We start from the raw sequence: 16453 nt of genomic DNA, 5'->3' as shown, positions 1-16453 counted from the left end.
ATGTGCCAGAGCCCGATTGCCAATATCGACATCAGCAAAGAGTACGACGAGAGTCTGGGAACGGACGATGTGCATTATCAGTCCTTTGGCCGTATGGCGGCCTTTTTTGGCCGCGACATGCAGGCCCATCGCCACGACCGCTATTTTCAGATGCACTTTCTTGATACCGGGCAGATCGAGCTCCAGCTGGACGATCACCGCCACTCGGTGCAGGCCCCGCTGTTTGTCCTGACGCCGCCCTCGGTGCCGCATGCGTTTTTTACCGAATCGGACAGCGACGGCCACGTGCTGACGGTGCACGAGGATCTGATCTGGCCGCTGCTTGAGGTGCTCTATCCCGGCACCCGGGAGACCTTCGGGCTGCCGGGGATCTGCCTGTCGCTCGCCGATAAACCCGACGAGCTGGCGGCGCTCTCTCATTACTGGCGGCTGATTGAACGGGAGTCCACCGCCCAGCTTGCCGGGCGGGAACATACTCTGGCGCTGCTGGCGCAGGCGGTATTTACCCTACTGCTGCGCAACGCCCCTCTGGACGATCACGCCGCCAACGGCATGCGCGGCGAGCTGAAACTGTTCCAGCGTTTCAACCAGATGGTTGACGGTCACTACCACCAGCACTGGACGGTGCCGGATTTTGCCCGCGAACTGCACCTCACCGAGTCGCGGCTGACCGACATCTGTCGCCGCTTCGCCAATAGGCCACCAAAACGCCTCATCTTCGACCGCCAGCTGCGCGAGGCCAGGCGGCTATTGCTCTTCTCCGACAACACGGTCAGCGAAATTGCCTGGCAGCTGGGGTTTAAAGACCCGGCCTATTTTGCCCGGTTCTTTAACCGGCTGGTGGGATGCTCGCCGAGTATGTATCGGGCGCAGAAAGTGCCGGTGTCGTGACGGCGCACGCTTCCCCCGGTGGCGCTGCGCTTACCGGGGCTACGGATCGTAAGCCGGGTAAGCGTTAGCGCCACCCGGCAACCAGAGCGCACAGGATCAATGCACGGTCAGGTACGGCTCCTTCACAAATTCCGCCAACAGATACACCACGTCATGCAGCAACCCTTTTAAGGATTTTGCCACCGGTGGCGGCAGCGTATTGCTCAACAATGCCTGGGTAAGCGCCTGGGCATACTCCACCAGCGTGGCGGTCTCCTGCCAGCAATCGGGAATGCACGAGGTTACGCTTTCACCCGCGATCAGCTGCTCAATGAGATGCGGCGGCAAATCCTCATCACAAAGATGGCGAAACTGGTTTAACGCCTGCAATAAACGCCCGCACAGGGCATGGCTTGCTTCATCGTCGTGAGTGTCGATGAGGACGCAAACAAATGCGGCGCACGCGTCCGCGACGTCGAAGAGATCTGCCGAAGCCGGGAGGGGTTGGGTAATGATTTGGTGGAGAACGTCTTCTTCAAAGTGGGAGTAAGACGGGGTTGGGATAGTAGCCATAAGGCACTCCTTACATTATGAATGGAAGTTACCTCGTGTTTTCAGGTTCTCACGCCCGGCTGCGGTTATCGCCGCAACACAGGCACCTTACGACTCAACGAAGATAAAAAAAAGTCAAAACCTTGTGTTTCATCAGGTTACTTTGAACTTTGCGAGCATGCTTCCAGAAGCAGGCGGCTACAGAACGGAGGCCGGGTAAGGCGAAGCCGCCACCCGGCAAAACCCACCCCGATCACAATTCTCACCTCCGCCTGAAAAGTACCCGTCGTTGACCCATTCGTCCCTTCACGTCCCGCCTCTCTCACGCTTCAATTAAACAACAAAAACAACACATAAATTTAACATTTAATATCCGATAAATACTGAAGAGGTCGCCATGAAACCTGAAGATTTCCGCGCTAGCACTACCCGCCCGTTAACCGGCGAAGAGTACCTGAAAAGCCTGCAGGATGGCCGGGAGATCTACATCTACGGCGAACGCGTAAAAGATGTGACCACCCATCCGGCGTTTCGCAATGCGGCAGCCTCGGTCGCGCAACTGTACGATGCGCTACACAAACCCGACATGCAGGACACGCTGTGCTGGAACACCGATACCGGCAGCGGCGGTTACACCCATAAGTTCTTCCGCGTCGCGAAAAGTGCCAACGACCTGCGTCAGCAGCGCGATGCCATCGCCGAGTGGTCACGCCTGAGCTACGGCTGGATGGGACGCACCCCGGACTACAAAGCGGCCTTTGGCTGTGCGCTGGGCGCTAACCCGGCCTTTTATGGTCAGTTCGAGCAGAACGCCCGCAACTGGTATACCCGCATTCAGGAAACCGGCCTGTACTTTAACCACGCTATCGTCAACCCGCCGATCGATCGCCACAAGCCGGCCGACGAAGTGAAAGATGTCTATATCAAACTGGAAAAAGAGACCGACGCCGGGATCATCGTCAGCGGCGCGAAAGTGGTCGCTACCAACTCGGCGCTGACCCACTACAACATGATTGGCTTTGGCTCGGCGCAGGTGATGGGCGACAACCCGGACTTCGCCCTGATGTTTGTCGCCCCGATGGATGCCGAAGGCGTGAAGCTGATCTCCCGCGCCTCCTACGAGCTGGTGGCCGGCGCGACCGGCTCCCCTTACGACTACCCGCTCACCAGCCGCTTCGACGAGAACGATGCGATCCTGGTGATGGATAACGTGCTGATCCCGTGGGAGAACGTGCTGATCTACCGCGATTTCGACCGCTGCCGCCGCTGGACCATGGAGGGCGGCTTCGCGCGAATGTACCCTCTCCAGGCCTGCGTACGTCTGGCGGTGAAGCTCGACTTCATCACCGCCCTGCTGAAAAAATCGCTGGAGTGCACCGGTACGGCCGAGTTCCGCGGCGTACAGGCCGATCTGGGTGAAGTGGTGGCCTGGCGCAATATGTTCTGGGCGCTGAGCGACTCCATGTGCTCGGAAGCGACCCCGTGGGTGAACGGCGCGTACCTGCCGGATCACGCGGCGCTGCAAACCTACCGCGTCATGGCGCCGATGGCCTATGCGAAGATCAAAAATATCATCGAGCGCAACGTCACCAGCGGCCTGATCTACCTGCCGTCCAGCGCCCGGGATCTCAACAACCCGCAGATCGATAAATACCTGGCGAAATACGTGCGCGGCTCCAACGGCATGGACCACGTGGAGCGCATCAAGATCCTGAAACTGATGTGGGATGCCATCGGCAGCGAGTTCGGCGGCCGCCACGAGCTGTATGAGATCAACTACTCCGGCAGCCAGGACGAAATCCGCCTGCAGTGTCTGCGCCAGGCGCAGACCTCCGGCAACATGGACAAGATGATGGCGATGGTCGACCGCTGCCTGTCTGAGTACGACCAGAACGGCTGGACGGTTCCACACCTGCACAACAACACCGATATCAACCTGCTCGACAAGCTGCTGAAATAACGCAGCGGGAGGTCAATATGCAACATGATGAACAACGCCTGCGTTTTCGCGACGCGATGGCCAGCCTCTCTGCGGCGGTCAATGTGATTACCACCGATGGCGACGCCGGACGCTGCGGCATCACCGCCACCGCGGTCTGCTCGGTGACGGATACCCCGCCGTCGGTGATGGTGTGCCTGAATGCTAACAGCGCCATGAACCCGGTATTTCAGGGCAACGGCAAGCTGTGTATTAATGTGCTCAACCACGAGCAGGAGATAATGGCGCGTCATTTTGCCGGGATGACCGGTATGGCAATGGAGGAGCGGTTTACGCTCTCCTGCTGGCACAAAGGCCAGCTGGCCCAGCCGGTATTAAAAGAGGCGCTGGCCAGCCTGGAAGGTGAGATAACCCAGGTGCAGACCATCGGCACCCATCTGGTTTACCTGGTGGCGATCAAAAATATCATCCTGAGCCAGGAGGGACACGGCCTGATTTACTTTAAGCGCAGATTTCATCCGGTGTTAATTGAACAAGAAATAACCGTTTAATACCCCTTCGCCAGCCGAATTTCGGCTGGCGCTTATTTGTTTTCCACTCTCTTAAATTGAAACAATCACTATCAGAAACTAATGTCCAATATACGCTTTTGCCACCCCCACCAGAGTTAATAGTCTTTCGGACTTTTCCCCTTTTTCAGAGCTGATTTCTGAAATTTGAAATGACACAATCTGCAAATTTATGTAATCTTCGCCACACAAAAACACTTTCATGAATAATAAAAAACGATTTAGTTGTTTACTGAATAGTTTTTTTATGGCAGCACCCTAAAGCAAATTGAACACTTTCTAACCGGAATCGTCATTTTCCGTGCGGTAGCCTACCTTTTTTTTGCCCTTTATTGCTTCACTTCCTCAGCTATGCGCCTCTGCTCCCTGGCCTTCGGGTCAACTTTTTGGGCAATATAAACAGTCGGGTACCTACGAATTTTTATATTTACACGCCAGGTTCCGAATACATGGAAAATATTTACAAATGAAGAACGCAACTCGCCTTCTGGTGATTTCGCTCGCCCTCATCCTGAGTGGCTGTGCATATTCCCCGAAGCAGGTTGAAGCCTCAAGACCGCTTGTAAATCAAGCCGCTTCGACCGATCTCCACGCTATGGCAGCTAACCTGCAACAACCTCTGAACACCCTGCCGCAGGGCGCTACTCTTAGCGCCAATGGCACCACCTTTACTCTGGGTCAGCGCTATGTCTCTGCCCTGGGGCTGGAATGCATTGAACTGCTGCGTAACCGTAATTACAACCAGTCGCAGCGCGGCGTGACCTGCAAGAACGGTGATACCTGGTATCTGATACCGCAACTGGAACAGGCATCTGCCAGCAACTTGCTTGCCGTTCAATAATTTTGAAGAGAAATGTTGTGAAGATAACGAAATTTCGGCAATTGAGTGCCATTCTGCTGCTGGCCTGCGCCTCTTGCGCTGCCATTGCCGCCCCTTCTAAGGAAGATGCTCAGGCCTTTGGAATGAACACCCCGGCAGATACCGGCGACGGCCGACTGCAACTCGGCGGTGACCAGGCGATGAGCGGTCAGGCGAACACCTCCTCTACCACCGGGACTTTTACGCAGCAAAACCGCCAGGGCATGTTACTGCCGGGCGAGTCCGACGTGCGTAAATTACTCCCGCAGTCCGAGTCCGGTCTGCCCCCTCCTTATGGTGCCAACCTGTTTGCCGGTGGCTATGAAACCGAGCGCAGTGACGGTCTGACTGATAATTACCTGATCGCTCCCGGCGATAAGCTGAATATCTGGATCTGGGGCGCAGTCAATTTCTCCAACGTCGTCACCGTTGATAATCAGGGTAATATTTTCATCCCTGATGTCGGGCCGATTAATGTAAAAAACGTAGCGGCAAGTAAAGTCAATAACTTAGTCACCAGCCACATCAGTGAAGTATTTACCAATAACGTTAATGTTTACGTAAATTTACTTACAGCAACGCCGGTCAGCGTATTTGTGACCGGCCCGGTGATCCGTCCGGGGCAATATGCCGGCCAGTCTTCCGACAGCGTGCTCTATTTCCTGAAACGCGCAGGCGGTATCGACTCCGATCGCGGCAGCTACCGTCATATTAAGGTGTTGCGTCAGAACCGGGTCATTCAACAGATCGACCTGTACGAGTTTATGCAGCAGGGCAAAATGCCGAAGCTGGCGCTGAAGGATCAGGACGTGATCCTGGTTGAACCGCAGGGGCCGATGATCAACGTGGCCGGTAAAGTGCGTAACCCGTTCCGCTTCGAGTTAAAGAACAGCAGCGCGCTGGGCTCCGAGCTTATCGATTACGCCCTGCCGCTCGCGAAGGTGAGCCACGTGGGCGTAATTGGCGATCGCGCCAGCGGCCCGTTCTCGGTCTATATGCCGTATAAAGATTTTGACCGCATTCAGCTGAGCGACGGCGACAAAGTGCTGTTCAACGACGATATGCATGCCCAGGTTTACGACGTGCAGGTGATGGGCAGCTACCGTGGACCATCTTACTTCACCGTGCGTAAAGAGACCCGACTGCACGATCTGCTGAACCATATTCCGATTGACCCGAACATGGCAGATTACGGCTCGATCTACATCATGCGTAAGAGCGTGGCCGCGCGGCAGAAAGAGATGCTGGAAGACTCCTTGAACCGCCTGGAGCGCAGCGTGTTTACCGCGCCAGCAAATTCCGACGGAGAAGCTTCCATTCGTACTAAAGAAGCCGAGCTGGTGATGCGCTTCGTGGAAAAAGCCCGCAAGATCCAGCCGCTGGGGAAAGTGGTGGTGTCGGATAAGGGCGTGATTGCCAACATCCTGCTGGAACAGGGCGACCAGATTGTGATCCCGAACAAGACCGACCTGATTCAGGTGGGTGGCGAAGTGATGATGCCGCAGGCGGTGGTCTACAACAAAAGCGCCACTCTGGAAGACTATGTGGCCTGGGCGGGCGGCTTTACCGACCGTGCGAACGACCAGCGTATTGCCGTGGTACATGCCAACGGGCTGATGGAGTTTAAAGACGGCGGTGATGTGATGGCAGGCGATCAGATTCTGGTCATGCCGAAAGTGGACAGCAAAATGATGCAGTCCATCAAAGATATTACCCAGGTCATCTATCAGGTTGCCGTGGCGGCCAACGTGGTCCTGAATTAACCCTTAAAGCGGGCTCGCCTCATCGCGGGCCCGTTCTGTTATATCGGCCTTCTCATGCTTAAACCTGTTCTCAATCAAACGCCCCGCAGCTCGTTCCAGGTGCTGCGTGATGTAACGTTTGGCCTGCTTATACGTGAACTGAAAACACGATTCGGGAGTTACCGACTGGGGTATGCCTGGGCGCTGTTGGATCCGCTGTTGATGATTGGTCTGTTTAGTGCGATTTTCGGGATGCGCGGGCACAGTGGTTTTGGTGGCGCGCCTGCACCACTCTTTATTACTGCGGGCTATCTGCCGTTTATCTTTTTTAAGAATGTGGTAAGCAAGCTGCAATCGGCAGTTGATGCTAATAATGGGTTATTTTGCTATAGGCAGGTCACCCCCTTTTCTACTTTTATCGCCAGATTTATCCTCGAAACCATTGTAGGCATGATAGTCGGCGGCCTTCTGATTTTGGGATTATTGTGGTTTGGGTTTGATGCCGTACCTAATGACCCGCTACAAGTCATTCTTATGTATATGCTGTTGATGGTTTTTTCGTTCTCATTGGGCATCGTTTTTTGCATTACGGGTAACCTAATTAATGAGGCCGAAAAATTCCTCGGCTTGTTAATGATGCCGTTGATGTTTATCTCATGCGTTATGTACCCCCTCGCGAGCATACCGGCACAATATCAACATTGGTTTTTATGGAACCCACTGGTGCATGCCCTTGAGTTGATACGATCTGGCTGGATCGCCGGCTACACGAGCCCGAATGCCAGTTGGACTTATCTGTCTGGATTGACACTGATACTGCTGACGTTTGCCATGAGTTGTTATCGCCTGAGCCATCGTCGACTGATTGCCAGCTAGGAGAGACAGCATGATTGTTTTGGATAACGTCTCAAAGTATTACCCCACCAAGTTTGGCCGCAACTATGTTTTGCGTGATGTGAGCATTACACTCCCACGCGATCGCAATATCGGCATTTTGGGTGTCAACGGCGCAGGTAAATCCACTCTATTACGCCTTCTCGGAGGGATGGATATGCCCAACAAAGGCAAGGTTATCCGCCATTGCCGCGTCTCCTGGCCCCTTGCCTTGAATGGAGGTTTCCAAGGAAGCATGACCGGACGAGAAAACACCCGCTTTGTTTGCCGTATTCATGGAGTAAGGGATACGCAAGCTATTGAGGAGTGGGTAAAAGAGTTTTCTGAAATCGGTCAGCATTTCGAGCTCCCAATAAAAGGTTACTCCAGCGGGATGAGATCAAAGTTTTCTTTTGCTGTGAGCATGGCCTTTGATTTTGAAATCTACCTGACCGATGAAATCATGTCGGTTGGGGATGCACGTTTTAAACAGAAATGCATTGATACTTTTAATCGTAAACGTGAAACCGCAAGCTTAATTATGGTATCACACGATATGAAGAATTTACGCCAACAATGCGATATGGGTATTTTGCTGCGAAACAGCTCCTTGGAAATATTCGATAAAATCGATGATGCCATCCGCATTTATCAGAATTTATAATCAACCGATAAAATCATGACACATCTAATCCGCACCAAGAAAGCATCAGGTATGATGCGCAAATTGCATAAATTAAAAAACAATCCAAAAAATTTCATTATTGATTCCAGTGGTTATCGTCTTGCAAAAAAATCCTGGAAACAAAGTCTTAAACTTGGAAGTTTCATGTGGGTGCTTGCCTGTTTTATTATTGCTGTACTCTATTTTGGAGTAATCGCTTCTGATCGTTATGTAAGCCGGGCACAGATAGTCATCAAACAGGCAGACCAAATTAAAATGTTGCCCGACACTCTGTCAATGCTGGGTCTAGGCGGTAGCAATCATGAGGACGTTCTTCTAATCCAAGACTATCTCAATTCTCCAGATCTAATAGCAAAACTGGATAAAGAGTTTGGTTTGAAAGCCCATTATCAGAGCCGTAAAGTAGATTATTTTTCCCGTTTGTCGGAGAACGTTAGCCAAGAAGAATTCATCAAATATTATCGAGACCATCTTACCTTACGCCTTGATGAATTCTCTGGCGTATTGACAATAGAATTACAGGCATTTAATCCTGCGTATGGTCAACATGTTGTTAGCCTAATGCTGAAGGAGTCAGAAAGCTTTATCAATAAACTCGGACATCAGGTGGCATTAGAACAGCTGGCCTTTGTCGAAAAAGAAGTCGATCGTGCCTATCAACGTGTTCAGGATGAAAAAGCAAAGGTTATTGATTTTCAAAACAAAAATAATCTGATCAGTCCGGAATTAACCAGTACGGCCCGGTTAGGTGTGGTCAGCCAAATTGAAGGAGAATTGGCGAGCCAGCAAGCTCAGCTAAAACAGCTGCAGAGTTATATGAAGGACACAGCCCCAGCTGTTATTTCGGTTAAGGCCAAAGCGGAAGCTCTTACTGAGCAACTAGCACAAGAAAAAGCCAGGCTGACTGGCACAAATCAAAATGCTATGAATGAAGTTACGGCTCGATATATGGATGTTCAAACTCAAGCTACCCTAGCTGTGGATCTTTATAAAAGCGGACTGATCAGCCTGGAACAAGCCCGAGTTGAGGCATACCGAAAACTTAAACATTTATTAGTTGTGAGTCAGCCAACGCTTGCAGAGGATGCCGAATATCCACGCCGACTTTATAACTTGGCGACTATCGGGGTACTGTTGTGCCTGATCTATGGATTGGTAGTAATGATCCTTGCCACCTTACGTGAACATCAAGACTGATAATAAATTACTATTTCAATACTATAAAGACATTTAAATTAACTGAATGAGAGCAGTTAACATTATGAAAAACCAACAAACAATGGATGTTCGCAGTTTTTATGATGAAATTCCTTTTGACGGTAATATTATTGAAAGCATTCAACAGACATTTAAACAGCAGGGTGATACTTTGCTGAGTTTATCTGCAGAATTTAACCAAACACAATATAAATTAGCCCTTTCCTTAATGATTCAATGTAAGGGACATATTATCGTTTGTGGTATGGGTAAATCGGGTCATGTTGGACGTAAGATGTCTGCGACACTAGCTTCGACAGGCACTCCGAGTTTTTTTGTTCATCCAGCGGAAGCATTTCATGGTGATCTGGGAATGATCACACGCGATGATGTTATAATTTTGATATCAAATAGTGGCGAAACAGATGAAATATTAAAATTAATCCCCTCGCTTAAAAATTTTAATAATCCTATTATTGCTATTACCGGCGGGATGTATTCAACATTAGCAAAAAATGCGGATGCGATTTTGGAAATCAGAATGCATTGTGAATCTTGTCCTAACAATCTTGCTCCAACAACATCCACGACATTAACTATGGCGATCGGTGATGCATTAGCATCGGCTTTGATGTATAAGCGTCACTTTATGCCTAACGATTTTGCCAGATTTCATCCTGGGGGCAGTTTGGGTCGTCGTCTGCTTACCCGTTTAAAAGATGTAATGAGTGAAAGATTAACCAAAGTGCACCCTACAACTACACTCAAAGAAGTGATTGTTGCGATGACGCAAGGCCAACACGGCATCGCTTTAGTTGTGCAAGATAATTCTTTAGAAGGAGTAATAACCGATGGCGATTTACGCCGTGCTATGTCAAGAACTGATTTTAATTTGAATACGTGCAAAGCCATTGACATTATGACTAAAAATCCGATTATGGCTTCTCAGTACTCTATGCTTAGTGATGCCGAAGAATTAATGAGAAACCATCAAATTAAGCAACTTTTGGTAATCGATGACAACAATATAGCTGTAGGATTGGTTGATTTTTATAGTTGATAGTGGCTCTATACAACATTCTTTCTGAAGATTCACTTACATAAAATTGAGCTACAAAAAAGTTATTAATATTACAAAGAAATATAAAGTTAATTATTTTCCCTCCGTTAAAAAAGAAATAAAACCCTTCATTAAAACAGGTCAGGTAAAGTAATGGATATGCTATTTCTTAAAGATAAAAGTATTGAGTTAGAAGACATAAAAAACATATCCGGCGATGGCTGGCTAGAAGAAAATTGCGTGATAGAGGGTATAATCAAAGGGCGTTTTCATATCGGTGCTTATTCTATTATTGTTAGCAACTCAATATGCTTAAACGCTTTCATAGGTAGGTTCTCTACCATTGAAGAAGGCGTGCATATCGGATATCCTAATCGAAAACCGGGTAATTTATCCACCCATGCCTTTTCACATGATATAAACATATCTGCTGCAGATATGTACTACGAAAATATAAAAAGCAGATATTATTACGAACAAGATAAATACACATTTATTGGTAGTGATGTTTTCATCGGTAGAAACTCCACAATATCTGAAGGTTGTAAAATTGGTGATGGCGCAATTATTCAGCCTAATTCTTTTGTAAATAAAGATATACCTCCTTATGCAATTGCTTCAGGCTCACCAGCAAAGGTAACCGGCTTTAGATTTCCTGAGTTCATTATTAATAAACTAGTTAATAATAAGTGGTGGATGAAAGACATTTCTTCTCTTAAGAGTCATGAGCTGATTAATTTAAATGATTATGTTGATAATTACCCTCTAATAGAAAAGCTTTTATGTACAGAACTCCCATTATTAAAGCGAGAGAAAATACATATAAACACCTATAGAAATACTATTTCTTTAAACACGTCTAAAAAACTTATAGTTGGTCCATCTCATATTTCATTATGGTTTTCGAAATATAACAATGGACTGGTATCTATTCCTGCGAACAGCCATCTTATACCCATACCAGCTATGTCATTATTCAGCGACCAACTTATTAATTTAATCGAATGGTGGAAAGAATGGTTTGATGATGTAATTTTGTTTGTACCTGATTTCCGAATCGGCAACGTTGCAGTAGATCGAAACGCAAAAGATGGGAGATTTATTAGACCAGATATACTTAATGATAGCACCTCTGAAAAATGTTACAAACTAGGCTTAAAAGCATTAGATAAACTGTCAATTGAAGGGAAAGTAAAGTTCTGGTTTTGGTGTTTATATGGGCGGGAATGTTTAAACAAAGAAAAAGGACAATATTTTGATGAAAAAGGAAAATACAGCCATCCTATATGGAATTATAATGATATAAAAAAAAGATATCATATGAATACAATTGACATTAGTGTTTATTTTAAAGAAATTAAAGAATGGATAATTGACAACGGGATTCATCCATCAAACCAGTGTTATGAAAAATTCACTTCCATTTTTGGGGATATAAAGTAATATTTATCATATATATCTTTTGAATAACATAAGTTATATGAATGCATATTATTTTAACTCGCCCTAACTTTCATTATATCAATTACTATACGTATTTTTTATCATGCGCACTTTCGATGATCTATTGTAAAATTTAACGGAAGCAAATTTATAGGTAATTACGAAAGTTAGTTTATCCCTCTCGCAACCTAGCGAATCAAACAAATTTTCTTAATTTTCATCTAATTACAACCTAATACCAGCAAACTCTGCTTTAGAACATCCTATAAATGCTTTGTAATAAAAGCAATATAATCAATTTATTTGAGGTTATTATGTTTTATAAAACAAACAAACCGGATCAGTTAGTAAAAATCAGTAAGACTGTCTAATAATCACCATAAAAATTGGTTGGAATGACTTTATTTTAATACTTAAAACTTAAATTTTTTAAAAGGAAAGAATTAATGAGTACCATTGACACACTTGAAAATAGCATTGATATTACACCCGTCGCCAGCAACATTCAGACCATCACTAATAATATCAAAAAAATAATCGTCACCAGCGATATATTAAAAATCGATGACAGAAATAATGACAAACATATTAATCCACAAAGAATAAATGCTGAATGGATGAAAAACTTGGTCGCGAATATCATTGGTAAAACATTATCAATTGATGAAAAAGCTGTAATTTATGAGCATGGTGATATTGGCGGTTATGACAGTATAAGATGGAAGGTATACTCATCTTGTGGACTGCCATTAGAAAGTCAAAGTTGGGCTGCTATATATGAAGGCAACGAGTTTTTTGATGAGCTTGAACCCATACTTTATGAATCTTATAAAGACTCCTTAGTTATTTGCTTTGAAGCATCGCCTTTAATGTTAAAGGTTTTTAACAAAAATAATATCCCGTACATTGACTTTTCAATCCATCCGGTTAGATTTCTTCCTGATTATATGTTTGGTATTAGAACGAATGTAGAAGAGTGGAGGAAAAAAATTAGTGCTGTAAAAATCGCAGAAGATGTTTTTTATGATTTTGCTCGTGTGTCTCGCGCAAGAACCACCAGAATAATGCGTGGTACATTACCAATTGAAGATAGTGCCTTGTTCATGGGGCAAATTGAAATAGATTCATCTCTTATTTGCAATGGTACTATTGCAACTGAAGAAACAGTCGAAAACGCACTTATTGAATTAAGCAGTATCTATCCTAAAGTATATTATAAACGTCATCCGCATTCTAAAAGTGAAGATGCATTGAAGAAAATTGTTTCTAAAATAAAAAATTGTGAATGGATAGATGTAAACGTATATGATGCATTTGGCTGTGGAAGATTTGATTTGGTTGCAAGTTTATCCTCAGGAAGTGTAACAGAAGCAAAATATTTTGATATTAAAACAAAATGGATTTTACCTAAGCAAAACTATTTCTGCTTGAACAGTCAAGAAAAGAGCAATATTTATTATCCTATTTATCAAGATGCAATGAAAAGAGAGTTTTGGGATTATGTTTTAGGCTCAGAAATCATCCCGACATTTATTCCAACAATTCCAAATGCATTCGATGGCGCGATGAAATTTAACCTAAATATGAAATGGGGCCGCTAATCATGGATATAGTTTACTATGATGTGACAAGGTTATTGGCACGGCACTCTGCGCCCACCCCTACAGGAATAGACAGAGTTGATATCAGATATGCATATCATTACATAAATAAAAATTTTGACAAAAAATTCATTTATCAGAAGGATGCAACATTTTATTGCCTTCCATCTAAAACAGCCAAGCTATTAATTGAGCTTCTATATGGTAAATGGATTACAAATCATATTGAATCGGAATGCGATAAGAAACTATCTGCTATCTATAAAAGCACAATAGGTAATAAAAACGACAATATTAACAAACCCACATTTTTCCGAACATTAACATCTAAGTTTACCCCAGGTCAGTTTAAGGCTGTGGACGGCAGTCTCATGGATATACTTTCTTGTAATAGGGATAAAGATGGGTATTATGTTAATACTTCACATCATGGTGTAGGACATGCAGACGCATATTATGTATTTAAAACACTTGGAAAATTGAAAATAATATTTTATTTACATGACATTATTCCTATTGATTTTCCTGAGTATGTTCGTATTGGTGATGATAAAAATCACACGACAAGAGTTGCAGCAATGGCTAACTTTAGTGACGCCATTCTTGTAAATTCAAATTATACTAAAGAGCGTTTTATTAGTTTTTGCCAACAAAACTCATTACGGGTACCACCTATACATATAGCCTACATAGGAGTAGAAGACTCTTTTATCAAATTGTTGAATCAAACTCATCAGAAAAAAGAATGTAGTTTAAAAGAAGGGATTTCAATATCCCAAGACTATTTTGTCACAGTTTCTACTATTGAACCAAGAAAAAATCATTTAATGTTACTCCAAATATGGAGAAGCATGGTTGAAAATGGCATAGAAGATATACCTAAGCTAATAATATTGGGGAAAAGAGGTTGGAACGTAGACGGTGTGGTCGACTTTCTTGAGAGAAGCCCTTCGATACAGCCATATATTATTGAATTATCTGGAGTTTCAGACAAACAGCTAGTTGATATTTTGAAAGGAGCTAAAGCAATGCTGTTCCCTTCTTTCGTCGAAGGCTGGGGAATGCCTCTCGTTGAAGCTCTAGCTCTAGGGTTACCTGTTGTTTGTTCTGATATACCTGCTTTTCACGAAAGTGGACAAATGCTAGCTTCATATATTAACCCTATAGATGCAGTTAAATGGCAAAATGAGATACTGGAAATTAATAATAATGATGAATATAGGGACCAATTAAAAGAATTAATTAACGATTTTTCACTTCCGGACTGGGAGACAAGTTTTTTAGAAGTTGATAGATTCTTAGCCTCCGTTGAAGCTAGTAGATCCTATCACAATCCTGTGAATAAAAAGGATCTTGCCAGCACTTTTAAAATAGCGCATAAAACCAATAAACAATTACACGATAATTATGTTGAACAGCATAAAGAAACTCGTTTTAGAAGAAAAGTGCAAAAATTCAAAAAAGACCCTCAAAAATTTTTCTTAGATTCTAAATTTTGGTTATTTCAACATATCGGCAAAAAATTAGAAAGATACTAATTTATGATTACTCCAGTTATTATGGCCGGTGGCAATGGTAGCCGCTTATGGCCTTTATCACGCGAATTATATCCCAAACAATTTTTAAAATTGCAAAGCGATATGACAATGCTGCAAAGTACAATTACGCGCTTGGCAGGGTTACAATGTACAAATCCTCAAGTGATTTGCAATGAAGAGCATCGTTTCATTGTTGCCGAACAACTACGTCAAATGGGAATGCTGGCTCATAACATTATTTTAGAACCAGTCGGACGAAACACAGCTCCTGCAATTGCTTTATCAGCACTTACGGCTGTAGCAAACGGTCAGGACCCTTTGCTACTGGTATTGGCTGCAGATCATGTTATAAAAGATGAAAACGCTTTTAGGCATGCCATCGAAGCCGCTATGCCATTTGCCGATAATGGACAATTAGTGACTTTTGGTATAGTAGCAACATCTCCTGAAACTGGTTATGGCTATATAAAGCGCGGTCAAAAATATGAATTTGTTTCTCATTCTGTAGATTCAGGACAACGAGAAAGCATAAGTCCTGCATTTGCCGTTGAGAAATTTGTTGAAAAACCAGATATCGATACTGCACGCTATTATATCGAAAATGGCGATTACTACTGGAATAGCGGTATGTTCCTTTTCCGCGCTAGTCGTTACCTTCAAGAATTGAAACTTCATCGACCGGATATCCTTACAGCTTGCCAGCAGGCCATCGGTAATCTTGATCCAGACATGGATTTTATTCGCGTCGACAAAATGTCATTTATGGCATGCCCAGATGATTCCATAGACTATGCGGTAATGGAAAAAACCTCAGATGCCGTTGTGGTGCCTCTGGATGCTGGATGGTGTGATGTTGGTTCATGGTCCTCTCTCTGGGAAATCTCTGAGAAGGATGAATACGGAAATGTGCAACGTGGCGATGTGGTAAATCATGATAGCCGCAATAATTACGTGTTTGCTGAAAGTGGCCTTGTGACTACTGTAGGAATTGAGAATATTGTCGTAGTGCAAACTAAAGATGCTGTGCTGGTTGCCGCTAAAGATAAGGTTCAGGAAGTAAAGCATATTGTTAATTATTTAAAGAAAACTGAACGTACTGAGTATCGTACACATCGTGAGGTATATCGTCCTTGGGGGAAATACGATTCCGTTGATATTGGTCATAGATATCAAGTTAAGCGCATCACCGTTCAACCTGGAGAGAAATTGTCTCTTCAAATGCATCACCACAGAGCTGAACATTGGATTGTAGTGGCTGGAACAGCTAAAGTTACTTACGGTGATAATATACAGCTAGTAGGTGAGAATCAATCAATCTATATACCTGTCGGCACAATTCATGCATTAGAAAACCCTGGAAAAATCCCAATGGAAATCATAGAGATTCAAACGGGCGCTTATTTAGGTGAAGACGACATTATACGTTTAGAAGATCGTTACGGTCGAGTATAAATTCATTAAATATATGTCACAAACCAATTAATTATTAGCGAATGTAATTTTACACCAATATTAATATTTGTGC

14 protein-coding genes are annotated in these 16453 nt (G+C 44.7%); 13 read left to right on the top strand and 1 reads right to left on the bottom strand.

Annotation, left to right across the window (positions count from 1 at the left end):
- Complete coding sequence (gene hpaA, locus GNG27_RS03140; protein ID WP_156262855.1) at positions 1-891, top strand: 4-hydroxyphenylacetate catabolism regulatory protein HpaA; 891 nt, start codon at positions 1-3, stop codon at positions 889-891.
- Positions 892-987: 96 nt separating this feature from the next.
- Here hpaA and GNG27_RS03135 read toward each other — a convergent pair whose 3' ends face one another.
- On the bottom strand, positions 988-1443 hold the full coding sequence (locus GNG27_RS03135) for a hypothetical protein (protein ID WP_156262854.1): 456 nt from the start codon (positions 1441-1443) through the stop codon (positions 988-990).
- A 376-nt stretch (positions 1444-1819) separates the two neighbouring features.
- Between GNG27_RS03135 and hpaB the strand changes: the two genes are divergently transcribed.
- From hpaB to GNG27_RS03075, 12 genes are all read left to right on the top strand, one after another.
- Positions 1820-3382, top strand: a complete 1563-nt coding sequence (gene hpaB / locus GNG27_RS03130) for a 4-hydroxyphenylacetate 3-monooxygenase, oxygenase component (protein WP_142488119.1) — start codon at positions 1820-1822, stop codon at positions 3380-3382.
- A gap of 17 nt (positions 3383-3399) precedes the next feature.
- Entirely contained in the window at positions 3400-3912 is a 513-nt protein-coding gene (locus GNG27_RS03125) for a 4-hydroxyphenylacetate 3-monooxygenase reductase subunit (protein WP_156262853.1), read from the top strand.
- A gap of 484 nt (positions 3913-4396) precedes the next feature.
- On the top strand, positions 4397-4771 hold the full coding sequence (locus tag GNG27_RS03120; RefSeq protein ID WP_032174571.1) for a hypothetical protein: 375 nt from the start codon (positions 4397-4399) through the stop codon (positions 4769-4771).
- A 17-nt stretch (positions 4772-4788) separates the two neighbouring features.
- The gene (locus tag GNG27_RS03115; protein ID WP_103798363.1) at positions 4789-6552 is read left to right on the top strand and encodes a polysaccharide biosynthesis/export family protein; all 1764 of its coding nucleotides are present in this window, start codon (positions 4789-4791) and stop codon (positions 6550-6552) included.
- A gap of 54 nt (positions 6553-6606) precedes the next feature.
- On the top strand, positions 6607-7407 hold the full coding sequence (locus GNG27_RS03110) for an ABC transporter permease (RefSeq protein ID WP_156262852.1): 801 nt from the start codon (positions 6607-6609) through the stop codon (positions 7405-7407).
- A gap of 10 nt (positions 7408-7417) precedes the next feature.
- On the top strand, positions 7418-8068 hold the full coding sequence (locus GNG27_RS03105) for an ABC transporter ATP-binding protein (protein ID WP_156262851.1): 651 nt from the start codon (positions 7418-7420) through the stop codon (positions 8066-8068).
- 15 nt (positions 8069-8083) lie between these two features.
- On the top strand, positions 8084-9286 hold the full coding sequence (locus tag GNG27_RS03100; protein ID WP_156262850.1) for a sugar transporter: 1203 nt from the start codon (positions 8084-8086) through the stop codon (positions 9284-9286).
- Positions 9287-9350: 64 nt separating this feature from the next.
- Complete coding sequence (locus GNG27_RS03095; protein WP_156262849.1) at positions 9351-10346, top strand: SIS domain-containing protein; 996 nt, start codon at positions 9351-9353, stop codon at positions 10344-10346.
- A 153-nt stretch (positions 10347-10499) separates the two neighbouring features.
- On the top strand, positions 10500-11789 hold the full coding sequence (locus GNG27_RS03090) for a DapH/DapD/GlmU-related protein (protein ID WP_156262848.1): 1290 nt from the start codon (positions 10500-10502) through the stop codon (positions 11787-11789).
- Between the two features lie 446 nt (positions 11790-12235).
- Positions 12236-13390, top strand: coding sequence for a hypothetical protein (locus GNG27_RS03085; RefSeq protein ID WP_156262847.1), 1155 nt, complete (start codon positions 12236-12238; stop codon positions 13388-13390).
- 2 nt (positions 13391-13392) lie between these two features.
- The gene (locus tag GNG27_RS03080; RefSeq protein ID WP_197090556.1) at positions 13393-14928 is read left to right on the top strand and encodes a glycosyltransferase family 1 protein; all 1536 of its coding nucleotides are present in this window, start codon (positions 13393-13395) and stop codon (positions 14926-14928) included.
- A gap of 3 nt (positions 14929-14931) precedes the next feature.
- Positions 14932-16380 carry a mannose-1-phosphate guanylyltransferase/mannose-6-phosphate isomerase gene (locus GNG27_RS03075; RefSeq protein ID WP_197090555.1) on the top strand — a complete coding sequence of 483 codons (1449 nt, stop codon included), beginning with the start codon at positions 14932-14934 and terminating at the stop codon, positions 16378-16380.
- Positions 16381-16453 lie beyond the last annotated feature (73 nt).

It is taken from the genome of Leclercia sp. 119287 (genome assembly GCF_009734485.1).
In the GTDB taxonomy this organism is placed as follows: Bacteria; Pseudomonadota; Gammaproteobacteria; order Enterobacterales; family Enterobacteriaceae; genus Enterobacter; species Enterobacter adecarboxylatus_C.
This window is presented reverse-complemented; position numbering and strand designations above follow the sequence as displayed.